Origin of the sequence: Pseudomonas sp. SIMBA_041 (assembly GCF_046535095.1) — a bacterium.
Taxonomy (GTDB): domain Bacteria; phylum Pseudomonadota; class Gammaproteobacteria; order Pseudomonadales; family Pseudomonadaceae; genus Aquipseudomonas; species Aquipseudomonas mucoides.
Genome location: NZ_JAWRXJ010000008.1, coordinates 334669 through 358819 on the forward strand (window position 1 = coordinate 334669; position 24151 = coordinate 358819).

Genomic DNA, 24151 nt, shown 5'->3' on the forward strand with positions numbered 1-24151 from the left:
ATTCGATACTCTCGACGGTCTCAGTTCACAGCGGACGTCGCTTCGACATGACGCGGCAAGGTCACCCGGATACGGGTGCCGCGTTGGCTTTGTACATCAGCCGGGCTGTCGATGGTGATTTGTCCATAATGCTCTTCAACGATGGAATAGACCAGTGCAAGGCCCAGACCGGTGCCTTCGCCAGGATCCTTGGTGGTGAAGAAAGGTTCGAACAATCGGTCCATGATGTTCTTCGGAATACCGCTGCCTTCGTCTTCCACGATCAGGTCGACCGTGTGTTCGCCGGCTTCGCTTTTCACGCGCACTGCGCTGCCTGGAGGCGAGGCGTCGCGGGCGTTTGAGAGCAGGTTGATCAGTACTTGGGCGAGTCGCTGCGGATCGCCTTCGACCCAGTGATCGGGGTCGCACAGATTATAGAACTGCACTTCGAAATTGCGTCGGTTCAGGGCCAGCAAACCGATGGCATCCTGCGCCACTTCGGCCAGACAGACGGGCTCATCGCTGTGCTGGTGGCTGCCGGCGTGGGCGAAGCTCATCAGCGACTGGACGATGCGCGACACGCGTTTGGTCTGCTCGAGAATCTGCCCGCTGATTTCCTTCAACTCGCCATCGTCTTCGCGTTCTTCGCGCAGGTTCTGCGCCAGGCAGGCGATGCCGGTGATCGGGTTGCCGATTTCATGGGCCACACCCGCCGCGAGTCGTCCGATGCTGGCCAGACGCTCGGAGTGCACCAGTTTGTCTTCGAGCATCTGGGTTTCGGTCAGGTCTTCAACCAGCAACACCAGGCCGCTGTTACCCGGTGCGAGCGGTTCATCGATTGCGGCTTTGTGCAGGTTCAACCAGCGTGTCTGGCCGTCGAGGGCCAGGTGCTGTTTGTGCAAATGCTCGTCCGGCAGATTGATGAAGCCTTGCAGCAGTTCTTTCCATGGATCGGCAATGGTGCTCAGGCGCGAACCCACCACACGTTGCGCGGCAATTCCGGTCAGCTCCTCCATGGCTTTGTTCCACATGAGGATTTCCTGATCCTTGGCCAGTGAGCAGACGCCCATCGGCAGCTCCTGCAAGGTCTGGCGGTGGTAGCGGCGCAGGGCATCGAGTTCGGCGGCCAGGCCGGTCAGGCGCGAGTGGTAATCCTCAAGGCGACTTTCGATGAAGTGAATGTCTTCAGTGACATAGTTCTCGCCGCCGGCCTTATAGGGCAGGAAGGTTTCGACCATGTCCTGCGCCACGCTCGGGCCCATCAGGCCGGACAGGTTGGCTTCGATGCGGTCACGCAGGCGGCGCAAGGCGTAAGGCCGGCGCTCGTCGAACGGCAGGTAGAGATCACGCAGCGCCTGTTCGACTTCTTTCTGCGCCGCTTTGGCGCCCAAGGGTTTTGCCAGCTGCGTGGCGAATTCCTGCGGGGACGCGGCGTGCAATTCTCGGCGCTGCGGGCGACGCACGTTATCCACGGCGCAGGCTTCGGCGGCGCTGGCTTCTTCCGGGCTGGCGTTGGTAAACAGCGAGATCAGGGTGAACATCAGTACGTTGGCGGCCAGCGAGGCAATCGCCGCCATGTGCCAACTGGTGTCGTCCAGCACGTAGATCATGTTCAGCAGCGGGATGTAGAAACCCTGAAGATTGCCTACCAGCGGCAACAGCATGGTCACCAGCCACACCAGAATCCCGGCGAGCAAACCGGCAATGAAGCCGCGGCGGTTGGCGGTCGGCCAGTACAGCACCGACAGGACACCCGGCAGAAACTGCAGCGTGGCGACAAACGCGACGATGCCGAGGTTGGCCAGATCCTGTTCTGCACCCAGCAGCAGGTAGAAACCGTAGCCGGCCATGATGATCGCGACGATCAGGGCGCGGCGGGTCCACTTCAGCCAGCGGTAGATGTTGCCTTCGGCCGGTGGCTGATAGAGCGGCAACACCAGGTGGTTCAGGGCCATCCCGGACAGCGCCAGGGTGGTGACGATGATCAGGCCGCTTGCTGCCGACAGGCCGCCGACGTACGCCAAAAGTGCCAAGGCCTTGCTGTTGGCGGCGATGCCGATGCCGAGCGTGAAGTATTCGGGATTGGTGGTGGCACCGAGTTTCAGTCCGGCCCAGAGAATCAGCGGCACTGCCAGGCTCATCAGCAGCAGGAACAGGGGCAGGCCCCAGCTTGCACTGACCAGCGAGCGCGGGTTGAGGTTTTCGGTGAAAGTCATGTGATACATGTGCGGCATCACAATCGCCGAAGCGAAGAACACCAGCAGCAGCGTGCGCCACGGCCCTTCTTGCAGTGGCGTGTGCAGAGCGGCGAGGGCGGTCTGGTTTTGCAGCAGCCACAGTTCCAGCTGCTGAGGGCCGTCGAACACGCCGTACAACGCATACAGGCCGACGCCGCCGATGGCGATCAGCTTGATCACCGACTCGAAGGCAATGGCGAACACCAGGCCTTCATGTTTCTCGCGGGTCGCGATGTGGCGCGAGCCAAAGAAGATGGTGAACAGGGTAATCAGTGCACAGAAGCTCAGGGCGACCCGATGCTGCACCGGTTCGCGGGTGAGGATGCCGATGGAGTCGGCGACCGCTTGAATCTGCAGGGCCAGCAGGGGCAATACACCGATCAGCATGAAAATCGTGGTCAGTGCGCCGGCCCATGTGCTGCGGAACCGGAACGCGAACAGGTCGGCCAGCGACGACAGTTGATAGGTCCGGGTAATTTTCAGGATCGGGTACAGCAGCACCGGCGCCAGCAAAAATGCGCCGGAGACCCCGAGGTAGCTGGACAAGAAGCCGTAGCCGTACTGATAGGCCAGGCCCACCGTGCCGTAAAACGCCCAGGCACTGGCGTAGACGCCCAATGACAGGGTGTAGGTCAACGGGTGGCGAATGATCGCCCGGGGAATCATGCCCCGTTCACTAACCCAGGCCACGCCGAACAGCACCGCCAGGTAGGCAGCGCTGATCAGGATCATCTGGGTCAGGCTAAAGCTCATCGGCATCTTTTTGGCTCTGCAGGATGAAGGTCACGACGATCAGAATCAGCCAGAGCAGATAAGGGCGATACCAGGCGCCAGTGGCGTCGATCCACCAATCCATGATGGCCGGGGAAAACAGATAAATCCCCACTACCAGGAGCAGGACCAAGCGATAGATGTACATCCCGGCCTCTCTTTTTTATGCGCGTGCCCGAAAACGTGCGGCGATGGTAACGGATGGGCGCGCCACTGCAAGTGCGATCACTGCAGTTGCGCCTCGGGCAGGTTCAGTGTGCGCGGGATAAGCGACGCATCCCAGTGCGCGATGCCCCAATTCAACACTTCCCGTGGGCTGGCGTAAGCCAGTTCGGTGCCGGGTTTTTGCCCGAGTGCGCGCAATGCCCGTAGCAATAAAGGCGTTGCCTGATCTTCGGTCAACGGTGGCGAGCGGTAGGACTTGCCAAGCTTGTTGCCATCGGGCTGGGTGATCAGCGGGATGTGCAGGTAGCGCGGTTGGCGCAGGCCGAGCAACTCTTGCAGATAGAGTTGTCTCGGTGTCGAGTCCAACAGGTCGGCACCACGCACGATGTCGGTGATGCCTTGCCAGGCATCGTCCAGCACCACGGCCAGTTGATAGGCGTAGAGCCCGTCGCGGCGGCGAATGACGAAATCGCCGACCTCTCGGCCCAAATGCTGGCGGTATTCGCCTTGGACGCGGTCGATGAAGTGGTATTCCAGCTCGGGTACGCGCAGGCGAATGGCCGCGTCTTCGGTGCCGTAGCCGGCGTTGCGGCACAGTCCCGGATAAATGCCGTGATACGGCTCCAGTTGTTTGCGCGAACAGGTGCAGGCGTAAGCGAGGCCGTGACTGAACAGGCGATTGAGCACTTCGGCATAAGCCTCGTGGCGGTCGCTCTGACGAACCATTTCACCGTCCCACTCGAAACCGTAGCTCTCCAGTGCCTTGAGAATCGCTGCCTGTGCGCCGGGTTCTTCCCGTGGCGGGTCGAGGTCTTCCATGCGCATCAGCCAGCGCCCCCCCACCGAGCGAGCGTCGAGGTACGAGGCCAGGGCAGCGACCAGCGAACCGAAATGCAAATGGCCACTGGGCGTGGGGGCGAAGCGCCCGATGTAGGGAGTGGAAGTCGTGGCGTTCATGGACGAATGTTACATCTCTGGTCGTGCGCGAGTCCCTGGGAGTGAGCCTGCTCGCGAAGGGGCCGTCAGCGCCAACATTATTGTTGGCTGGCACACCGCTTTCGCGAGCAGGCTCGCTCCTACAGGTTTCTCTCCATGGCAAATATCAGAAACAAAAACGGAGCGTTCGCACGCTCCGTTTTTCGTTCAAGTCGATATTACTTGCCGACTTGCTTTTCCTTGATTTCCGCCAGGGTCTTGCAGTCAACGCACATGTCGGCGGTAGGGCGGGCTTCCAGTCGTTTGACGCCGATCTCGACGCCGCAGGACTCGCACCAGCCATATTCTTCGTCTTCGATCAGCTGAAGCGTCTTGTCGATCTTCTTGATCAGCTTGCGCTCGCGGTCGCGGGCACGCAGTTCGAGGCTGAACTCTTCTTCCTGGCTGGCACGGTCTGCCGGGTCCGGGAAGTTGGCCGCTTCGTCTTTCATGTGATCAACCGTACGGTCGACTTCCTGCATCAAGTCCTGTTTCCACTTGTTCAGGATCTTGGTGAAGTGAGCGCGCATGGGCTTGCCCATGTACTCCTCGCCCTTGACTTCTTTGTAGGGTTCGAAGCCGCTGATCGTCGTGGTTTGCTGCTTTGCTTGGGTGGACATGAAATAGACCGCCTCTACTCTTGTAATCCATTGCGCAGGATTGCTCCATCACCGACACCTGCCGGCCCTGCGGCTGCAAGCGGGCGAACTTACCAGATCAAATCGGGGCGCGCTACTCCCGGATGTCGAGGTAGTGGCCCGCGGGGCTTGCAAATCATTGCAAAGCCTTGCCTGGTGGTGTTGGAGGCCTGATCAAATATTGATTTTAGTCAAACCTGGGGTACTCGTTTGAGTCGTTTATGGTCAGGGTTCTAAGGCGTCTGACCGCTTTAGGTTCTCGCTCGTTCCTGCGCTTGGGTAGAATTGGTTCTTTTCCCGTCGAAGGAAGGCTAATGGCCCAGTCCTACAGTGCTCGCAGTCGTGCGATCGAACCTTTCCATGTCATGGCGCTGCTGGCGCGGGCCAATGAATTGCAGGCCGCCGGCCACGACGTGATCCACCTGGAAATCGGCGAGCCGGACTTCACCACCGCCGAGCCGATCATCCAGGCCGGCCAGGCCGCATTGACGGCGGGGAAGACCCGTTACACCGCGGCGCGGGGCATTCCCGAGTTGCGCGAGGCGATTTCCAATTTTTATCAGCAACGTTACGGGTTGAACATTGACCCCCAGCGAATCCTCATCACCCCCGGCGGTTCGGGCGCCTTGTTGCTGGCCAGCGCCTTGCTGGTGGACCCGGGCAAGCACTGGCTGTTGGCGGATCCGGGCTACCCGTGCAACCGGCATTTTCTGCGACTGGTGGAAGGCGCGGCGCAGCTGGTTCCAGTCGGTCCGGACGTGCGTTATCAACTGACCCCTGATCTGGTCGCCCGGCATTGGGACCACGACAGCGTCGGTGCGTTGGTGGCGTCCCCGGCCAATCCGACCGGGACCATCCTGACCCGCGACGAACTGGCGGGGCTGTCTGCGGCGATCGAGGTTCGTCACGGCCACTTGGTGGTGGACGAGATCTATCACGGCCTGACGTACGGCACCGACGCCGCCAGCGTGCTGGAAGTCGATGACAGTGCGTTCGTGCTCAATAGCTTCTCCAAGTATTTCGGCATGACCGGTTGGCGCCTCGGCTGGTTGGTGGCGCCGGAAGCGGCCGTCGGCGAGCTGGAAAAACTTGCGCAAAATCTCTACATCAGCGCGCCGAGCATGGCTCAGCACGCCGCTCTGGCCTGTTTTGAGCCGGCGACCATCAGCATTCTGGAAGAGCGCCGCGCTGAATTTGGTCGTCGTCGCGATTTCCTCCTGCCGGCCCTGCGCGAGTTGGGTTTCGGGATTGCCGTGGAGCCGGAAGGCGCGTTCTATTTGTACGCCGATATCAGCAAGTTCGGCGGAGATGCCTTCGCGTTCTGCCGGCACTTCCTGGAAATCGAACACGTGGCCATTACCCCGGGGCTGGATTTCGGGCGTTATCAGGCCGGGCACCACGTGCGTTTTGCCTACACCCAAAGCCTGCCGCGCTTGCAGGAAGCGGTCGAGCGCATTGCTCGCGGGCTGAAGAGCTGGCAAGGCTGATGCGTTTTCATCCTCCCCTCGAAGAAGGTCGCCTGATCCGTCGTTACAAGCGTTTTCTCGCCGATATCGAAACCGTTAGCGGCGAGTTGCTGACCATTCATTGCCCCAATACCGGCTCGATGCTCAATTGCCAGGTCGAAGGCGGGCAAGTCTGGTTCAGCCGCTCAAACGATCCCAAGCGCAAGTTACCCGGCACCTGGGAAGTCGGTGAAACCCCGCAAGGGCGCTTGTTTTGCGTGAACACCGCCCGCGCCAACGGGTTGATCGAAGAGGCGCTGCGTGCCGGTGTCATCAGTGAGCTGAACGGGTTTACTGAACTGAAGCGTGAAGTCGCCTACGGACAGGAAAGCAGCCGCATCGATTTTCGTCTCGAATACCCCGGCGGCCCGGCTTATATAGAGGTCAAAAGCGTCACCCTGGGTTTCGACGGGTCGTCGGTAGCGGCGTTTCCGGACGCAGTGACCCTGCGCGGGGCCAAGCATTTGCGCGAATTGGCGCACCTGGCCCGGGACGGGATTCGTGCGGTGCAGTTGTATTGCGTCAACCTGACCGGCATCGACGCGGTGCGTCCTGCAGCAGAAATCGATTCGGCCTACGCGGCAGCCTTGCGTGAGGCGGTGACGTGCGGGGTCGAGGTGCTGGCTTATGGCGTGCGTTTGAGCCATGAAGAGATGGTCGTCGACCGACGTCTGGACGTGCTGCTCGACAGTTAAAGTCTGACCCAGAGGCCTTGCGCATCTTCGCGGCAGGGCACGGCGGTCAGTGATTGACCGGCGCAGGGGCCCGAAACGCATTCGCCGTCTTCGATCAGAAACAGTGCGCCGTGGGTGGCGCACTGGATCAGGCTGTTGCTGGGGTCGAGAAAGCTGTCTGGCGTCCATTCCAGGCCGACGCCACGGTGCGGGCAACGATTGATGTAGACGTAGACCTGGCCGCCCCGGCGTACGGCGAAGAGCTTCTGCCCGTCGATGTCGAAACCGCGACTGCTGGCGTCAGCCAATTCGGCGCCTGTACAAAGAAACTTCATGTCTATCCTCTAGTCCAGCGTCTCGTGACCGGATAAGTCCGAGCTTGACGTTCAAATGCAAACAATTATCAAATGGCCGTCTTGCCCGTCGGGTGCAGGTGCCAGTGGCCAAGGATACTTGGCCTGTCATCTCGATGCCTGGGAAAACTATGAAGGAAGCTGTTTATGCGCCTGAGTACCCGCGTTGCTGTGCTCTGTGTCGGACTCCTTGTCAGTCACCACGCTGCAGCGGCCGAGTTACCGCAACGTTGGGTCAGTGCCGGCGGCGCGTTGTCCGAGTGGGTAAGCGTGCTGGGCGGCGAATCGAAACTGGTCGGCGTCGACACCACCAGTCAGCACCCTGAAAGCCTCAAGGCGCTGCCCAGCATTGGCTACCAGCGGCAATTGTCGGCGGAAGGTATCTTGAGCTTACGCCCGCAGATCCTCATCGGCACCGAAGAAATGGGTCCGCCGCCCGTGCTCTCGCAGATTCGTAACGCGGGGGTGCAGGTCGAGTTGTTCTCGGCGCAGCCGGATTTGCCGACATTGCAGGGCAATTTGCAGCATTTGGGCAAGTTACTGGGGGCTGAAGAGCAGGCTGTTCAGGCGTACCAGCGTTATCAGGAGCAACTCGATCAGCAAAAAATCCGCGTGACCAAGGCGCAGCTAACGCAACCATCACCGGGTGTGCTGTTGCTACTCGGGCATGCGGGCGGCAAACCGCTCATCGCGGGCAAGGACACCGCCGCCGATTGGTTGCTGCGCCAGGCCGGCGGCCACAACCTGGCCACGCATACCGGCTACAAACCGTTTTCTGTCGAGTCGCTGATCAGCCTCGACCCCGAGGTGCTGGTGTTTTCCGACCGGGCGCTGACGGGTGATGCGGCGCGTGCCGCGTTGTTCAAGGAAAACCCGATGCTGTCCTCGACGCGTGCGGCGAAGGACGGACGGGTCATGGAACTGGATCCGACGTTGCTGGTGGGCGGGCTGGGGCCACGGTTGCCGGACAGCCTCAAAAAGCTGTCTGACGGTTTCTTTCCTGGCACGGCCAGCCAATGACCGTCTTGGTTAAGCCTCGTACGTTGTTCATTGGCCTGAGCCTTCTGTGTGTGCTGGCGATCTGGCTGTCGCTGGCGCTGGGGCCGGTCAGTCTGCCGTTGCTCGACACCTTGCACGCTGCATTGCGCCTGGCCGGATTGCCGATTGCTCCGGATGGGCTGGAGCAAGCCGAATTGATCGTCGGGCAAATTCGCCTGCCGCGAACCTTGCTGGGGTTGGCGGTGGGGGGCGTGCTGGCGCTCTCCGGTGTGGCAATGCAGGGCCTGTTTCGCAACCCGCTGGCCGATCCGGGGTTGGTGGGGGTGTCCAGCGGCGCGGCATTGGGTGCCGCCATCGCCATTGTTGGCGGCTCGGCGTTTGGCGGTTTGCCTGAGTCCTTCGGGCCTTATCTGTTATCGGTGTGTGCGTTTCTCGGTGGGCTCGGGGTGACTGCGCTGGTGTATCGACTGGGCCGGCGCAACGGCCAGACCAACGTCGCGACGATGCTGTTGGCCGGTATCGCATTGACCGCACTGGCGGGCTCGGCGGTGGGTTTGTTCACCTATCTGGCCGACGACGCGACCCTGCGTACGCTGACGTTCTGGAATCTGGGCAGTCTCAATGGCGCCAGTTACGCGCGACTCTGGCCGTTGCTGCTGGTCAGCGCGGCTGTGGCGCTCTGGTTGCCGCGTCGGGCCAAGGCCTTGAATGCGTTGTTGCTGGGGGAATCGGAGGCCGGTCATCTGGGCATTGATGTTGAAGGGCTCAAGCGCGAACTGGTGTTCTGTACAGCGCTGGGTGTGGGCGCGGCGGTGGCAGCGGCGGGGATGATCGGGTTTGTCGGTTTGGTGGTTCCGCACCTCGTGCGTTTGCTTGCCGGTCCTGATCACCGAGTGTTACTGCCCGCTTCTGTGCTCGCCGGTGCGAGTCTTCTGTTGTTTGCCGATCTGGTGGCGCGACTGGCCCTGGCGCCGGCCGAACTGCCGATCGGCATTGTTACGGCCTTCATCGGTGCGCCGTTCTTCCTGTTCTTGTTGCTCCGGAGGCGCGCCTGATGCTGCGTACGCAGAACCTGCACATCCGTCGTGGCGCCAAGACCGTGCTGTCGGACATCACGATTGAGCTTCGACCGGGCGAAGTGCTGGGCGTGCTCGGTCCCAATGGCGCCGGCAAAAGTACCTTGCTCGGTGCCTTGTGCGGCGAGTTGCATGCCGATCATGGAAGCGTCTGGCTCGATGATCGCGAATTGCGTCACTGGGCCGCACCGCAGCGCGCGCAGCGACTGGCGGTGCTGCCGCAGGTGTCGACCCTGGACTTTGCCTTTCGCGTCGAAGAAGTGGTGGGCATGGGGCGTTTGCCCCATCAAAGTGGGCGAGTGCGCGATGACGAGATTGTCGCTGCCGCGCTACACGCCGCCGATGCCAGTCACCTGAGTGGTCGCAGCTACTTGGCCTTGTCTGGCGGCGAGCGTCAGCGGGTGCATTTGGCCCGAGTGCTGGCGCAGCTCTGGCCGGGTGAAGCGGGGCAGACGCTGTTGCTCGATGAGCCGACCTCGATGCTCGACCCGCTGCATCAGCACACCACCCTGCAAGCGGTGCGCGAATTTGCCGATCGCGGCGCGGCGGTGCTGGTCATCCTGCATGATCTGAACCTGGCGGCGCGGTATTGTGATCGTCTGTTGCTGCTTGAGGGCGGGCGACCGGTGGCGTTGGACACGCCGGAGCAGGTCCTGAAACCCGAGCCGCTCAAAGCCGTGTTCGGGCTGGAAGTGTTAGTGCAGCAGCATCCGGAGCGTGGGCATCCGCTGATCATCGCCCGCTGAGACTGTCATCGAGGTGAACATGCGTGGGATTTTGCTGCTGGCCGTACTGCTCTTGAGTGCCTGCCAGCATGTTGCGGAGCCACCGCCGGTCAACGGTGAAATCCGTGACCTGCGAAACGGTCAGGTCCTGACCTCGCAGGAACTGCTTGAGCGACTGGCCAAGCCTTCGCGGCTGATCGTCGGCGAGCAGCATGACAATCGCGATCACCATCAGCTGGAACTGTGGTTGTTGCAGTCACTGGGTGAGCAACGGCCGCAAGGCAGTTTGCTCCTTGAAATGCTGACGCCGGATCAGCAGTCGCGGGTTGATGATGTTCGCCATGCGCTGACGCCACCGTCCAATTTGCCAGCTGCCTTGGCTTGGCAGGAAGGGTGGGACTGGGCGCTTTACGGTCCCATCGTGCGTTTTGCGCTGACTCAGCCCTATCCGCTGCTTGCGGCCAACCTGGACAACCTCGACGTTCGTGCGGTCTACGCCAAACCTCCGGCATTGATTGGCTCGCGCTCCAATGCGGCAGCAGTCAAGGATGAGTTGCTGGCAGAGATCAGCGACTCCCATTGCGGTTTGCTGCCCACTTCACAGATGCCCGCCATGTTGGCCGTGCAGCAGCAACGAGACCGGCGAATGGCCGAGCGCTTGCTGGCGGCTCCAACGCCTTCATTGCTGTTTGCCGGTGCCTATCACGCGCGCAAGGACGTGGGTGTGCCGATCCATGTGCTGGATTTGGGGCAGGCGCCAGCGCCGACGGTGTTGCTGCTGGCAGAGCAGGGGGCGGAGGTGACAGCGGCAATGGCCGATTACGTCTGGTACACGCCTGCTTCGCCGCCTCAGGATTACTGTGCACAGATGCGCAAGCAATTCGGCAAGTAACGACCGGTGCTTTCACAGGTAAAAAGGCGCAGGCAAAAAAAGACCCGGCAAGAGCCGGGTCAAATAACCGTGATTAGCCTGATGAGGAGATATCTGAGAGTCCGAACCAAGGGCTTTTCAAATATCGACCAGTCTCGCGACCAGTTGGTGGTAATCATAGCGATTCTCATTACCATGTCAACCGCTGTTTTTCAGTTTATTTGAGATGCCCCGTCAATTCGGTTCAAAGCCAATGCCATCAAGCCTTGTGGCGCGAGGAAATCGCTTCCAGCTGTTTGTTCAAGGCTTCTTTACGCTCGGCCGGAATGTCGTTCCAGTGCACATCCATCAGTGCACCTTCGATCGCATACAACAACACCTTTGACGCCCGAAACCCGCGCGTACGCACGGCCCGATAAGCATCCACCGCCCCGAGGCGACGCAAATCCGAGGCGCTGTGGATGCCCACGGCATGCAGCCACTGCGCCGACGTCTTGCCAAGATTCTTCAGGTGTTGCAGTTCATCATTCATCAAGCCTCCTTGCGACGGCCGAACGGTGCGTGGGCGAGCTTCTCAGGAGTGTAGCCATCAGTAGGAAAAGCGTGATTGTTTGGTCGGTTTCGACGCAAAAGCTTCTAAGAGGACGAGGCAAAGACGGGTAGGGAAGGGGCGTCAGAAGTCGGTTTTCGGGCGATCGCACGGCATCCAGCGCAAAGCGGGGGCGCTGGACGTGTCAGGCTAAGACGTCGTTTTTAGCGAGTGCGATAACGCAGGCGTGTGCCGAAGTTCATCGACATCAGGATCTCGTCCGCGCTCAGCTCTGCCGGGAAGTAGGCGCCGGAGATCTGTGCATGGGCCAGGCTGGCGCCTTCCAGCTGTGCGCTGCGAAAATCGATGCCGCGCAAATCGGCGGAGCGGAAATAAGCATCAGTGAAGTCGACGCCATCGGCATTCAGTTCACGCAAGTCCAGGCCACGGAAATCGCCACCGGCCATGTCGATAGGTCCGTCTTTGGGCCGCTCATTGTTGAATCCTGCGATGTCGTCTTTGTGCAGCAAGGCATACAGCGGGGTGTCGAGAAGTTTGGGCTGGCTCATGTCGCATCACCTGATGGTTTTATGACGCCAGTATAGTGCCACTATTTGACAGCCGTGAAGCCAGGGAAGGCTTCACGGCTGAAATAGTTTTTACAGGCCTGGCATGCGTTGGCGGATTTGCGCAACAACGGTGTCGAGGGTCCCGCTTTCATTGGTCTGGACTCGCTTGCTGCACAGAATCTCAGCGGGTGTCAGCGCTTCACGATTGGCTTGCTGGGCTGCGATAACGGCCAGGTTGGCGTCGGACGGATCCTTTTTGTCTGCCTGACGCAGGGCCAGCCAGCTCTCAATGACAGCTTGCGGCGCATGGCAATCGAGGATCAGGAACGGTGCACCGGTGGCCTCGGCAATTTTCGCCGCGCCGTCACGCTGATCGCGCTTGAGGTAAGTGGCATCGATCACTACCGGGAAACCGGCGCGCAGGATGATTCCGGCGATTTCATGCAGGCGGCTGTAGGTGGCGGCAGTGGCGTCTGCGTTATAAATGCCGGCCTGTGGATCATTCGCTACGGTTTGTTCACCGAACAGACGTTTGCGTTCTACATCCGAGCGCAGGCGAATGGCGCCCAGCGCTTCGACCAGGCGCATGGCCACGTGGCTTTTGCCGACAGCGGACACGCCGTGGGTAATCGCCATGAAGCGCGAAGGAATGGTGCTGTAGCTTTCCGCCAGGTTGGCGTAGTTGCGGTATTGGCGCAGGGTCGTGGCGCGCTGCACCGGATCGGCTTCGGCGGGCATGCTGAACAGGCTGACCTTGGCGCGAACTAATGCGCGGTAGGCTTTATAGAAGTTCAGCAGTTCAAGGCCTTGATAGTCGCCGGTCAGCTCCAGGTATTGGCTGACGAAACGGCGTGCGAGGCATTTCAAACCACGGTCTTCCAGGTCCATCGCCAGGAAACCGGTGTCGGCGTAGACGTCGGTGAAACGGAACGGTTCGTTGAATTCGATGCAGTCGAAAATCACGACCTTGCCATCGATCACGGTGGCGTTGCCCAAGTGGATATCACCGTGGCATTCACGAATGAAGCCTTCGGCCTTGCGCTGGGCGAACAGTGGTTTGAGGCGTTCGAAGCTGCTTTCGGCCCAGGCTTGCAGGGCGTCGAGTTGCACCAGGTCGGCCTTGTCGCTGAGGAACGGACGGATCTGCTCGAAGTTCTGGCGTACCGGGGCCATCACGCTGTCCGGGGTGCCGGCGTCGTGTTCGGCAGGCACTTTCGGCGCGTTGAGGTGGAACTGAGCAATCTGCGCGGCCATCTCGTCGATGTGCGCGGTGGTCAGTTCGCCATTGGCCTGCAGGGTGCTGAGCAACTGGCTTTGTGGGAATTGACGCATTTTCAGGGCGAAATCAACGACCGGGCCATCGCCGCCGAATTGAGGGGCTTCGGCGCTGCCGGTGATTGGCAACACTTCCAGATACAAATCGTTGGTCAGGCGCTGGTTCAAACGCAGTTCTTCGCCGCAGAAATGCTCGCGGGCATCGAGGCTGGTGAAGTCGAGGAAGCCGAAGTTCACCGGCTTCTTCACTTTATAAGCAAAGGGGCCTGTGAGGATGACCCAGGAAATATGGGTTTCGATGACCTGGAACCCGTCTACCGGATGCGGGTAGAGGGCCGGGTTTTGCAGAGCGGCGATCAGGGACTGGCTCACAGGCGATCCTTCAAAGACTGGGAAAAATTCAAGGCCGCCATTATGGCCGCAAGTCCGCCTGACGCAAACCTCGGAGGGCGTCTGTTGAGTATCAATAAAGTGCGTATAATCCGCCGCCATGACTCGTACTCGATCCCCCCGCACTCCAAAAAAACCACCTTCCAGGGGCCTTAGCCCGTGGCTGGGTTGGGCCCTTAAACTCAGTCTGGTCGGCCTCGTGGTGCTCGCCGGATTCGCGGTTTACCTCGACGCTATCGTCCAGGAAAAGTTCTCCGGCAAGCGCTGGACGATCCCGGCCAAGGTATATGCGCGCCCGCTGGAGCTGTTTACCGGCCAGAAGCTGAGCAAGGAAGACTTCCTCACCGAGCTCGACGCCCTGGGCTACCGCCGCGAAAGCGTGAGCAATGGCCCCGGTGCTGCGGCGGTCAACGGCAATACCGTGGACTTGAATACCCGCGGCTTCCAGTTTTATGAAGGCCTGGAAAAGCCCCAGCCTGTGCGCGTGCGTTTCTCCGGCGACTATGTCGCCGAGCTTTCGGCGACGAACGGTTCGAAGCTGTCGGTGGTGCGCCTGGAGCCGCTGCTGATCGGCGGGATTTACCCGAAAAACCTCGAAGACCGCATCCTGATCAAAATCGACCAGGTGCCGCCGTATCTGCTGGAGACCCTGGTCGCCGTGGAAGACCGGGATTTCTATAGCCACTGGGGCGTGTCGCCGAAGTCGATTGCCCGAGCGGTCTACGTCAACACCTCTGGCGGCAAGATGACCCAGGGCGGCAGTACGCTGACCCAACAGTTGGTCAAGAACTTCTACCTGACCAGCGAACGCAGCCTGACCCGCAAGCTCACCGAAGCCATGATGGCGATGTTGCTTGAGCTGCATTACGACAAGCGGGAAATTCTTGAGGCTTACCTCAACGAAGTGTTCGTCGGTCAGGACGGCCAGCGCGCGGTGCACGGTTTTGGTCTGGCCAGCCAGTTCTTCTTCGGACAGCCATTGTCCGAACTGAAATTGCATCAGGTTGCCTTGCTGGTGGGGATGGTCAAAGGGCCTTCCTATTACAACCCGCGTCGCAATCCCGAGCGTGCGCTTGAACGACGCAACCTGGTGCTCGACGTCCTTGAACAGCAGGGCGTCGCCACCGCTGAACAAGTTGCTGCGGCGAAGAACATGCCACTGGGTGTGACGACACGCGGCAAATTGGCCGACAGCTCGTTCCCGGGTTTCCTCGATCTGGTTAAACGCCAGTTGCGCGAAGACTACCGTGACGAAGACTTGACCGAAGAAGGCCTGCGGATCTTCACCAGCTTCGACCCGATTCTGCAGATGAAAGCCGAAGCCTCCGTCAACGACACCTTCAAGCGTCTGTCGGGTCGCAAGGGTTCCGATGACGTTGAAGCAGCGATGGTCGTGACCAACCCGGAAACCGGAGAGGTTCAGGCCATGATCGGCAGTCGCCAGGCGAGTTTCGCCGGCTTCAACCGTGCGCTGGATGCGGTGCGACCTGTGGGGTCGTTGATCAAGCCGGCGGTTTATCTGACGGCCCTTGAGAAACCTACCCAGTACACCTTGACCAGTTGGCTGTCGGACGAATCCTTCTCGGTCAAAGGCGCGGACGGTCAGGTCTGGAAACCACAGAACTACGATCGTCGTTCCCACGGGACGGTGTTCCTTTATCAGGGGCTGGCGCATTCCTACAACCTGTCGACCGCGCGTCTTGGCCTGGCAGTGGGTGTACCGAATGTCCTCAAGACCCTCGCTCGCTTGGGCGTGACCCGAGAATTCCCGGCATTCCCGTCGATGTTGCTGGGCGCAGGTGGCATGACGCCGATTGAAGTGGCGACCATGTACCAGACGCTGGCCAACGGTGGTTTCAATACGCCGATGCGCGGGATTCGTAGCGTTTTGACCGCTGAGGGCGAACCGCTCAAGCGTTATCCGTTCCAGATCGAGCAGCGTTTTGATCCGGCGTCCATTTACCTGATCCAGAGCGCCATGCAACGGGTCATGCGTGAAGGTACCGGCAGTTCGGTTTATAACGTGTTGCCGAAAACCCTGACACTGGCCGGCAAGACCGGTACCAGTAACGACTCGCGAGACAGCTGGTTCGCCGGTTTCAGTCAGGACTTGCTGGCGGTGGTCTGGCTAGGCCGTGATGACAACGGCAAGACGCCGTTCACCGGCGCGACCGGTGCGTTGCAAGTCTGGACCAGTTTCATGCGCAAAGCCGATCCGCTGCCGCTGGACATGCCGCAGCCGGATAATGTGGTTCAGGCCTGGGTCGATTCGCGTACCGGGCAAGGCTCCGACGCCAACTGCCCAGGCGCCGTACAGATGCCGTATATTCGCGGCAGCGAGCCACCTCCCGGTGCGGCTTGCGGTGGCGAAAGCCCTGCTTCCGGCGAAACGGTGATGGATTGGGTCAAGGGCTGGATGAATTAAGCAAAGAGGGATTTACGTGAACAAGTGGTTGATACCAGCGGTTGCCGCCGTGGCGTTGCTCAGCGGTTGCTCCACCGTACAACGCGGTTCGATTCCGGTTGAAGACTCCGGCACGGCTGTGTCCAACAGTGAGCGGATTTCGGCGAATGGCGGTTTCCGCAAGTCGACCGTGAAGCGTCCTGCGCAAGCCCAATCGCAAACCCAGGCGATCCCGCAAGGCGATACCGGTGTGGTGGTGATGGTCCCGGGTGGCGGCGCTGTCTCCTCGGCACCGATCAGCACTTCGCCGATCACGCCAGGCCCGATCACTCCGGGTCCGATCGACACGTCTCCGGTCCAGTCGGCACCGATCAATCAGGGCAGCTATAGCATGCCGTCGACGCCGAGCGGGATTCCTTCGGCAAACGCCGGCGGTCTGTCTGCCGACGAGCAGCTGGATGGTCCGGTGCTGGCGCTGTTGACCACGGCTCAGCAGCAACAGGCGAGCGGCGACCTCAACGGTGCTTCGTCCAGCCTGGAGCGTGCCCAGCGCGTTGCACCGCGTGAGCCGCAAGTGCTTTATCGTCTGGCTCAGGTGCGCATGGCCCAAGGCGATGCGCCGCAGGCTGAACAATTCGCTCGACGTGGTCTGACGTTTGCCAATGGCCGTCCGGACCTTCAGGCCAGCCTGTGGGAATTGATCGCCCAGGCACGCGAGAAGCAAGGTGATTCTGCCGGCGCAGCATTGGCCCGTCAGAAGGCCAAGGTTTCGCTGTGATGGACGCGCGCTTCCCGAAGATTGCCGAGCAGTTGCTGCTGATTGAGCGTGAACTGCGGGTGCAGGGGTGGTGGGATGAAGTCTCGCCCTCCGCTGAAGCGCTTTCCAGCGTCGAGCCGTTTTCGGTCGATACGCTGGATTTCGAGCAGTGGCTGCAATGGATCTTCCTGCCCCGGATGAAGATGATCCTCGAGCAGGACCTGCCGTTACCCGCCGCCTCCGGGATTCAGGAGATGGCGGAAATGGTCTTCGCCGCCCGTGATGTCCAGGGCAAGGATCGACAGCTGCAAGTGCTGCTCAAAGAGTTCGATCTGCTGATCACCGCCTCCCGCTGAATCGGAAACTGCCAGTGCTTACTGGCAGTTCTGCGCAATCTGTTTCTGCGTTTCGCTGATGCGTTCCTGACGTTGTTGATCGGTCAGGCGACGCATTTCGCCCTCCACATCCTCCCGAAGTCGCGGATTGTTCTGCAGTTGCGCCAGATTTGTGCGTGCCTGCATGCAAAATGCCTTGAGCTGGGCCTGCTGTTCGGCGACCTGTTTTTTCACCGTGTTGTCGATGTCCTGCTGATTGCCGATGGCTTTACTGCCGGGCACCGTGGCCGGTTGGCTCACGGCAGAGGAGGGCGTCACCACGGTGGTGGCCTGCTGGCCTTGGGGTGGTTGTGCGTCAAAGTGAGTCACGCCCTGGGCATCGACCCATTTGTAGATCTGGGCGGCTGTGCACAAAGGGCTGATCAGCAGGCTGACCATGAAGAAGATCGTTCGCATGCCATTTCCTTGTCATGAGTTGCGCAATCGAAGCTAACACAGTCGCTGTTTGGCGATTTTTTCTTGCTTTCTCATGTGCTTACTTCAATAAAGCACATAGACGACTTGACTTGCAGGGGACGAAACAGAAGAATCCAAAGTCCGCTGTAGAGGGACTGCCAGAAGCAGACCCACTCAGCAGATCATGAGGCGCACATCCGCGCCGACCTGTTACACCCGCAACGCGTTACCTCGCGCTGGGTGGGAAAGGCCCGCAACACTTGGGACGATCCCAATACTTGCTCAGTCAGTGCTGACGTAGTCGGCGACCACCGTCGCTCATGCTCTGCTGAGAAGTAAACCTATTAAGACCCGTCCCCGTTTATGTGGGCGGTATTCTGGCGTTTTAGAGGTGAACAACGTGGAGCTTTTATCTGGCGGTGAGATGCTCGTCCGCTTCTTGCGTGACGAAGGCGTCAAATATATCTACGGGTACCCGGGTGGTGCTCTTCTTCATGTTTACGATGCCCTGTTCAAAGAACCGGAAGTGACCCACATCCTGGTTCGTCACGAACAAGCGGCTACCCATATGGCTGACGGCTATGCCCGTGCCACCGGTAAAGCCGGCGTGGTACTGGTGACTTCCGGTCCTGGCGCAACAAACGCCATCACCGGTATTGCCACCGCCTATATGGACTCGATTCCGATGGTGGTCATTTCCGGCCAGGTGCCTAGCAGCATGGTGGGCACCGACGCATTCCAGGAAACCGACATGATCGGTATCTCCCGGCCGATCGTGAAGCACAGCTTCATGATCAAGCACGCGTCGGAAATTCCGGAAGTCATGAAGAAAGCCTTCTACCTGGCGCAATCCGGTCGTCCGGGCCCTGTCGTTGTCGATATTCCGAAAGACATGACCAACCCGGCCGAGAAGTACGAATACATCTTCCCGAAAAAGGCCAAGCTGCGTTCCTACAGCCCAGCCGTTCGCGGTCACTCCGGGCAAATCCGCAAGGCGGCAGAAATGCTCCTGGCGGCCAAGCGTCCGGTGATGTACGCCGGCGGTGGCGTGATTCTCGGTGGTGGCTCCGCGCCGCTGACCGAATTGGCGAAGATGCTCAACCTGCCAGTGACCAATACCCTGATGGGGCTGGGTGCCTACCCTGGCACTGACCGTCAGTTCATCGGCATGCTCGGCATGCACGGCAGCTACACCGCAAACCTGGCGATGCACCACGCCGACGTGATCCTTGCGGTCGGCGCGCGTTTCGATGACCGCGTGATCAACGGCCCGGCGAAGTTCTGCCCGAATGCCAAGATCATTCACATCGACATCGATCCGGCTTCGATCTCCAAGACCATCAAGGCAGACGTACCTATCGTCGGCCCGGTCGAGAGCGTCCTGACCGAAATGGTCGCGATCCTCAAGGAAATCGGCGAGACCCCGAACAAGGAGTCCGTTGCCAGCTGGTGGAAGCAAGTTGACGAGTGGCGCGGTGATGCTGGCCTGTTCCCTTACGACAAGGGCGACGGCAGCGTCATCAAGCCGCAGACCGTGATCGAAACCCTGTGCGAAGTCACCAAGGGCGATGCTTATGTCGCTTCGGACGTGGGCCAGCACCAGATGTTCGCCGCGCAGTACTACAAGTTCAACAAGCCTAATCGCTGGATCAACTCCGGTGGCCTGGGCACCATGGGCTTCGGTTTTCCGGCGGCCATGGGCATCAAGTTGAGCTTCCCGGATGCCGACGTCGTCTGCGTGACGGGCGAGGGCAGCATCCAGATGAACATTCAGGAATTGTCCACCTGTCTGCAATATGGCTTGCCGGTCAAAATCGTCATCCTGAACAACGGTGTTCTGGGTATGGTTCGCCAGTGGCAAGACATGAGTTACGGCAGCCGTCACTCGCACTCGTACATGGAATCGCTGCCTGACTTCGTCAAGCTGGCAGAAGCCTATGGTCACGTTGGCGTGCGCATCACCGACTCGAAAAATTTGAAGTCGCAGATGGAAGAGGCGTTCGCCATGAAGGATCGCTTGGTCGTGCTGGATATTTCAGTCGACACCAGCGAGCACGTCTATCCGATGCAGATCAAAGACGGCTCCATGCGCGATATGTGGCTGAGCAAGACGGAGCGTACTTAATCATGCGACACATTATTTCCTTGCTTCTGGAAAACGAACCGGGCGCTTTGTCTCGTGTAGTCGGCCTGTTCTCGCAGCGCAACTACAACATCGAAAGCCTGACCGTGGCGCCAACCGAAGACCCGACCCTGTCGCGTCTGACGCTGACCACGGTTGGCCATGATGAAGTGATCGAGCAGATCACCAAGAACCTGAACAAGTTGATCGAAGTGGTCAAATTGGTCGACCTGTCGGAGAGTGCTCACATCGAGCGCGAACTGATGCTGGTCAAGGTCAAGGCCACCGGCGCCCAGCGCGCCGAGATCAAACGCACCACCGATATTTACCGTGGGCAGATCGTCGATGTCAGCGCTAGCGTGTATACCGTTCAACTGACCGGTACCAGCGACAAGCTCGACAGCTTCATTCAGTCCATTGGCACTGCGTCGATTCTGGAAACCGTCCGTAGCGGCGTAACCGGTATTGCTCGCGGCGACAAAGTACTCAGCATCTAAACCAAATTAGCGAATGGCCTGAACGGCCTGGATATATAGGGGAATTTCATGAAAGTTTATTACGAAAAAGACTGCGACCTGTCCATCATCCAGGGCAAGAAAGTTGCCATCATCGGTTACGGTTCCCAGGGCCACGCTCAAGCGTGCAACCTGAAAGACTCCGGCGTTGACGTTACCGTTGGTCTGCGTAAAGGTTCGGCCACTGTTGCCAAAGCCGAAGCTCATGGCCTGAAAGTGACCGACGTTGCTTCTGCTGTTGCAGCTGCCGACCTGGTCATGATCCTGACCCCGGACGAGTTCCAGTCTGCCCTGTACAAGAACGAAATCGAGCCAAACATCAAGAAAGGCGCCACCCTGGCCTTCTCCCACGGCTTCGCGATCCACTACAACCAGGTTGTTCCGCGCGCTGATCTCGACGTGATCATGATCGCGCCGAAAGCACCGGGCCACACCGTGCGTTCCGAGTTCGTCAAAGGCGGCGGTATCCCTGACCTGATCGCTATCTACCAGGATGCTTCGGGCAACGCCAAAAACGTTGCACTGTCCTACGCTGCTGGCGTTGGTGGTGGTCGTACCGGCATCATCGAAACCACCTTCAAGGACGAGACTGAAACCGACCTGTTCGGCGAGCAAGCCGTTCTGTGCGGCGGTACCGTTGAGCTGGTTAAAGCCGGTTTCGAAACCCTGGTTGAAGCTGGCTACGCGCCAGAAATGGCCTACTTCGAGTGCCTGCACGAACTGAAACTGATCGTTGACCTCATGTACGAAGGCGGCATCGCCAACATGAACTACTCAATCTCCAACAACGCTGAGTACGGCGAGTACGTGACCGGTCCGGAAGTGATCAACGCCGAATCCCGCCAGGCCATGCGCAACGCCCTGAAACGTATTCAGGACGGCGAATACGCCAAGATGTTCATCAGCGAAGGCGCAACCGGCTATCCTTCGATGACCGCCAAGCGTCGTAACAACGCCGCTCACGGTATCGAAATCATCGGCGAGCAACTGCGCTCCATGATGCCGTGGATCGGTGCCAACAAGATCGTCGACAAAGCCAAAAACTAAGTCGCGACCCTGTACGAAAAACGCGGCCTAGGCCGCGTTTTTTCGTTTGGAACGCCGCTTCTGGTATAAAGCTGCATCGTTTGTGGCCGAACCGTCGTCCCAGACGCCTGTCGAAAACTTTCCATCCTGTTGCAAGGTAATGTCCATGAGCGAACGCCCCGAAGAGCCAAACCAGGCTTCTGACGCCGAAAGCCTGCTGCCCATCGATGAACACATCGAGGAAGGGCATGACGCTGAAGGCCGCAAAGTCCGGCATCGTGGTATCTATCTTCTGCCGAATCTGTTCACCACTGCGAACCTGTTTGCAGGGTTTTATTCCATCATCAACTCGATGAGTGCCCAGGCCGCGTTGAGTGCCGGTGATTCGGTCAATGCGAGCAAGTACTTTGCTTTCGCTGCGATCGCGATTTTCGTCGCGATGGTGCTCGATGGTCTCGATGGCCGCGTGGCGCGCATGACCAATACCCAAAGCGCGTTTGGCGCCGAGTACGACTCGTTGTCGGACATGGTCGCCTTTGGCGTCGCGCCGGCATTGCTGGCGTTTGGCTGGGCCTTGGGTGATATGGGCAAGGTCGGCTGGATGGTCGCCTTCATCTATGTGGCTGGCGCTGCGCTGCGTCTGGCGCGCTTCAACACTCAGGTTGGCACCGCAGACAAGCGCTACTTCATCGGCCTGGCCAGTCCGGCAGCGGCGGGTGTGGTCGCAGGGATCGTCTGGGCGTTCAGCGACTACGGCATTCAGGGGTCGAAGATGTCCTTCCTGGTTGCGCTGATGGTGGCGGCGGCTGGCATGCTGATGGTCAGCAATATCAAGTACAACAGCTTCAAGGAGCTGGACTTGAAAGGGCGCGTACCTTTCGTGGCGATTCTTGCGGTGGTGCTGGTGTTTGCCGTGGTCTTCAGTGATCCGCCACGCATTCTGCTGCTGGTTTTCCTCGCTTATGCGGCCTCCGGCCCGGTGCAGTACCTGTTGCGTCTTCGTCGGCACAAAAACGCCGAGTGATGTAATTTCCCTCATACTCCGCAGTCTATTGGTGCAACTGTTCTCCAATGCTGCGGAGTTGCCATGCTGATCAAAGTCCCCAAAGCGTCTGACTGTCATGAGTCGGACGTCACGCCTGAATCCCTCTATCTATCTCGTCGCAGTGTTCTCGGTGCTGCCGTTGCCGGTTTGGCTGTCAGTAGCCTGCCGCGCTGGGCGAGTGCCGAAGACGCTGCGCGCTATGCCGATGTCGAGGCTGGCAAGGCGCCTTCCTGGTTTGCCGAAAAGCTTCCTTCTACTAAATGGGGCGCGGTCAACGTAAGGGACGAAGTGATCACGCCGTTCAAAGACGCAACCCACTACAACAACTTCTATGAGTTCGGCACTGATAAAGGCGATCCTGCTGCCAACGCAAGCGTGCTTAAGACCGAGCCGTGGAGCGTGGTGGTGGATGGCGAAGTGGGTAAGCCGGGACGGTATGCGCTGGAAGACTTCATGAAGCCTTATCAGCTGGAGGAGCGGATCTATCGTCTTCGCTGCGTTGAGGCTTGGTCGATGGTCATTCCGTGGATCGGCTTTCCCATCTCGGCGCTGCTCAAGGAAGTCGAGCCGACCTCCAAGGCAAAATACATTTGTTTCGAAACCCTGGAAGATCCCAAGAGTATGCCGGGGCAGCGCTCCGGGTTTGCCCTGATCGACTGGCCGTATGTAGAAGGGTTGCGTCTGGATGAAGCCATGAACCCATTGGCGATTCTTGCGGTGGGCATGTACGGGCGTGAACTGCCGAATCAGAATGGCGCGCCGCTGCGTCTGGTGGTGCCCTGGAAGTACGGCTTCAAGAGCATCAAATCCATTGTGCGTATCAGCCTGGTCAGCGAGCAGCCGAAAACCACCTGGCAGAGCATTGCCGCGGATGAGTATGGTTTTTACGCGAACGTGAATCCGACGGTTGATCACCCGCGCTGGACTCAGGCGCGGGAGCGTCGATTGCCCAGTGGTCTGTTCAAGCCCAATGTGCGGGACACGCAGATGTTCAATGGCTACTCGGATGAAGTCGCTTCTCTTTATACAGGGCTCGATCTGCGGAAGAACTACTGATGCGATTTCCGGTTTGGCGTATTGGCGTCTTCATCGTGACAGCGGTTTGGCCGTTGCTTTGGTTGTATCAGGCCTGGGCGGATGTGCTGGGACCTGATCCGGGCAAAGTGCTGGTCGATCGGCTGGGGTTGGGTACGCTCATTCTGCTGCTCATCACACTCAGCATGACGCCTCTGCTAAAACTCACCGGGTGGGCGGGGTGGATTGCTGTGCGCCGGCAGTTTGGGTTGTGGTGCTTCGCGTATGTGGTTTTGCATTTAAGTGGCTATACGGCGTTCATTCTCGGGTTTGACTGGTCGCAGCTGGGGGTTGAGTTGCGCAAGCGGCCGTACATTATCGTCGGTACCTTGGGCTTTCTGTGTTTGCTGGCGTTGGCGGTGACCTCCAATCGCTACAGTCAGCGACGTTTAGGTGCGCGCTGGAAGAAGCTGCATCGCCTGGTCTATGTCATTCTCGGACTTGGGTTGCTGCATATGTTGTGGGTCGTTCGCGCCGATCTGAAGGAGTGGGCGCTGTATGCCTCTATAGGGGCGTTGCTATTAGTGTTGCGTGTACCGGCGGTTGCCCGTCGAATCCCGCGTTTAGTGGCTAAAAAGGCACCCTCCGTACGAAAGGCGTAATTAAAGGTTGACGGCAGATTCTGGATGTCTATAATTCGCCCCACTTCCGGCGCAGTCGAAACGGAAAACTCCTTGGTAAACAAA

Annotated in this window: 24 protein-coding genes; 15 read left to right on the forward strand and 9 right to left on the reverse strand. The window is 59.6% G+C overall.

Going from position 1 to position 24151, the window contains the following annotated elements; genetic code table 11:
• Positions 1 to 20 precede the first annotated feature (20 nt).
• The 4 genes from SB725_RS21300 to dksA form a co-directional block, all read right to left on the reverse strand.
• Entirely contained in the window at positions 21 to 2975 is a 2955-nt protein-coding gene (locus tag SB725_RS21300) for a sensor histidine kinase (protein WP_027924152.1), read from the reverse strand.
• Positions 2959 to 3135 (reverse strand): hypothetical protein, encoded by a 177-nt coding sequence (locus tag SB725_RS21305; protein WP_003176118.1) that lies wholly within the window; start codon positions 3133 to 3135, stop codon positions 2959 to 2961. The genes SB725_RS21300 and SB725_RS21305 overlap by 17 nt, the downstream gene beginning before the upstream one ends.
• Positions 3136 to 3212: 77 nt before the next feature.
• On the reverse strand, positions 3213 to 4109 hold the full coding sequence (gene gluQRS / locus SB725_RS21310; protein WP_027924151.1) for a tRNA glutamyl-Q(34) synthetase GluQRS: 897 nt from the start codon (positions 4107 to 4109) through the stop codon (positions 3213 to 3215).
• Between the two features lie 197 nt (positions 4110 to 4306).
• Entirely contained in the window at positions 4307 to 4747 is a 441-nt protein-coding gene (gene dksA, locus SB725_RS21315; protein WP_027924150.1) for an RNA polymerase-binding protein DksA, read from the reverse strand.
• 332 nt (positions 4748 to 5079) lie between these two features.
• On the opposite strand from dksA, the gene SB725_RS21320 reads away from it, so the two are divergent.
• Both SB725_RS21320 and sfsA read left to right on the forward strand, forming a co-directional pair.
• Positions 5080 to 6252, forward strand: a complete 1173-nt coding sequence (locus SB725_RS21320; protein ID WP_410922559.1) for a pyridoxal phosphate-dependent aminotransferase — start codon at positions 5080 to 5082, stop codon at positions 6250 to 6252.
• On the forward strand, positions 6252 to 6965 hold the full coding sequence (gene sfsA / locus SB725_RS21325; RefSeq protein WP_027924148.1) for a DNA/RNA nuclease SfsA: 714 nt from the start codon (positions 6252 to 6254) through the stop codon (positions 6963 to 6965). Before SB725_RS21320 ends, sfsA begins: the two co-directional genes overlap by 1 nt.
• Here sfsA and SB725_RS21330 read toward each other — a convergent pair.
• Entirely contained in the window at positions 6962 to 7279 is a 318-nt protein-coding gene (locus tag SB725_RS21330; RefSeq protein WP_027924147.1) for a Rieske (2Fe-2S) protein, read from the reverse strand. The genes sfsA and SB725_RS21330 overlap by 4 nt on opposite strands.
• Before the next feature lie 165 nt (positions 7280 to 7444).
• On the opposite strand from SB725_RS21330, the gene SB725_RS21335 reads away from it, so the two are divergent.
• From SB725_RS21335 to SB725_RS21350, 4 genes are read left to right on the forward strand one after another with little or no spacing between them, the layout of a single operon-like run.
• Positions 7445 to 8317: a hemin ABC transporter substrate-binding protein gene (locus SB725_RS21335; protein ID WP_410922560.1), complete on the forward strand. Its 873-nt coding sequence runs from the start codon at positions 7445 to 7447 to the stop codon at positions 8315 to 8317.
• Positions 8318 to 8367: 50 nt separating this feature from the next.
• Positions 8368 to 9351: a FecCD family ABC transporter permease gene (locus SB725_RS21340; RefSeq protein ID WP_177327618.1), complete on the forward strand. Its 984-nt coding sequence runs from the start codon at positions 8368 to 8370 to the stop codon at positions 9349 to 9351.
• Positions 9351 to 10118, forward strand: coding sequence for a heme ABC transporter ATP-binding protein (locus SB725_RS21345; protein ID WP_027924144.1), 768 nt, complete (start codon positions 9351 to 9353; stop codon positions 10116 to 10118). The genes SB725_RS21340 and SB725_RS21345 overlap by 1 nt, the downstream gene beginning before the upstream one ends.
• A 19-nt stretch (positions 10119 to 10137) precedes the next feature.
• Positions 10138 to 10989: a ChaN family lipoprotein gene (locus SB725_RS21350; protein ID WP_410922561.1), complete on the forward strand. Its 852-nt coding sequence runs from the start codon at positions 10138 to 10140 to the stop codon at positions 10987 to 10989.
• Between the two features lie 238 nt (positions 10990 to 11227).
• Here SB725_RS21350 and SB725_RS21355 read toward each other — a convergent pair whose 3' ends face one another.
• The 3 genes from SB725_RS21355 to SB725_RS21365 all read right to left on the reverse strand — a co-directional run bounded on the left by SB725_RS21355 (position 11228) and on the right by SB725_RS21365 (position 13713).
• Complete coding sequence (locus SB725_RS21355) at positions 11228 to 11500, reverse strand: TfoX/Sxy family protein (protein WP_007948654.1); 273 nt, start codon at positions 11498 to 11500, stop codon at positions 11228 to 11230.
• A gap of 221 nt (positions 11501 to 11721) precedes the next feature.
• Positions 11722 to 12066, reverse strand: coding sequence for a pentapeptide repeat-containing protein (locus tag SB725_RS21360; RefSeq protein ID WP_027924142.1), 345 nt, complete (start codon positions 12064 to 12066; stop codon positions 11722 to 11724).
• Positions 12067 to 12156: 90 nt separating this feature from the next.
• Positions 12157 to 13713, reverse strand: a complete 1557-nt coding sequence (locus SB725_RS21365) for an AAA family ATPase (protein ID WP_027924141.1) — start codon at positions 13711 to 13713, stop codon at positions 12157 to 12159.
• Positions 13714 to 13831: 118 nt separating this feature from the next.
• On the opposite strand from SB725_RS21365, the gene mrcB reads away from it, so the two are divergent.
• Genes mrcB through SB725_RS21380 form a run of 3 tightly spaced genes read left to right on the forward strand, consistent with a single transcriptional unit; the run spans position 13832 to position 17248 of the window.
• Positions 13832 to 16156, forward strand: coding sequence for a penicillin-binding protein 1B (mrcB, locus tag SB725_RS21370; protein WP_027924140.1), 2325 nt, complete (start codon positions 13832 to 13834; stop codon positions 16154 to 16156).
• A 16-nt stretch (positions 16157 to 16172) separates the two neighbouring features.
• Positions 16173 to 16913, forward strand: coding sequence for a tetratricopeptide repeat protein (locus SB725_RS21375; RefSeq protein WP_027924139.1), 741 nt, complete (start codon positions 16173 to 16175; stop codon positions 16911 to 16913).
• Positions 16913 to 17248: a YqcC family protein gene (locus SB725_RS21380; protein WP_059182151.1), complete on the forward strand. Its 336-nt coding sequence runs from the start codon at positions 16913 to 16915 to the stop codon at positions 17246 to 17248. The genes SB725_RS21375 and SB725_RS21380 overlap by 1 nt, the downstream gene beginning before the upstream one ends.
• Positions 17249 to 17266: 18 nt before the next feature.
• Here SB725_RS21380 and SB725_RS21385 read toward each other — a convergent pair whose 3' ends face one another.
• Positions 17267 to 17683: a DUF4124 domain-containing protein gene (locus SB725_RS21385; protein WP_027924137.1), complete on the reverse strand. Its 417-nt coding sequence runs from the start codon at positions 17681 to 17683 to the stop codon at positions 17267 to 17269.
• Positions 17684 to 18083: 400 nt separating this feature from the next.
• On the opposite strand from SB725_RS21385, the gene SB725_RS21390 reads away from it, so the two are divergent.
• The 6 genes from SB725_RS21390 (at position 18084) to msrQ (ending at position 24067) form a co-directional block, all read left to right on the forward strand.
• Positions 18084 to 19808, forward strand: coding sequence for an acetolactate synthase 3 large subunit (locus SB725_RS21390; protein WP_027924136.1), 1725 nt, complete (start codon positions 18084 to 18086; stop codon positions 19806 to 19808).
• 2 nt (positions 19809 to 19810) lie between these two features.
• On the forward strand, positions 19811 to 20302 hold the full coding sequence (ilvN, locus tag SB725_RS21395; protein ID WP_003176102.1) for an acetolactate synthase small subunit: 492 nt from the start codon (positions 19811 to 19813) through the stop codon (positions 20300 to 20302).
• A gap of 48 nt (positions 20303 to 20350) precedes the next feature.
• Complete coding sequence (gene ilvC, locus SB725_RS21400) at positions 20351 to 21367, forward strand: ketol-acid reductoisomerase (RefSeq protein WP_007948647.1); 1017 nt, start codon at positions 20351 to 20353, stop codon at positions 21365 to 21367.
• A gap of 145 nt (positions 21368 to 21512) precedes the next feature.
• Positions 21513 to 22370 (forward strand): CDP-diacylglycerol--serine O-phosphatidyltransferase, encoded by an 858-nt coding sequence (gene pssA, locus SB725_RS21405; RefSeq protein ID WP_007948646.1) that lies wholly within the window; start codon positions 21513 to 21515, stop codon positions 22368 to 22370.
• 63 nt (positions 22371 to 22433) lie between these two features.
• Positions 22434 to 23447: a protein-methionine-sulfoxide reductase catalytic subunit MsrP gene (gene msrP / locus SB725_RS21410; protein WP_410922562.1), complete on the forward strand. Its 1014-nt coding sequence runs from the start codon at positions 22434 to 22436 to the stop codon at positions 23445 to 23447.
• A complete protein-coding gene (gene msrQ, locus SB725_RS21415; protein WP_410922563.1) occupies positions 23447 to 24067 on the forward strand; it encodes a protein-methionine-sulfoxide reductase heme-binding subunit MsrQ in 621 nt (206 codons plus the stop codon). Before msrP ends, msrQ begins: the two co-directional genes overlap by 1 nt.
• Positions 24068 to 24151: the final 84 nt, after the last annotated feature.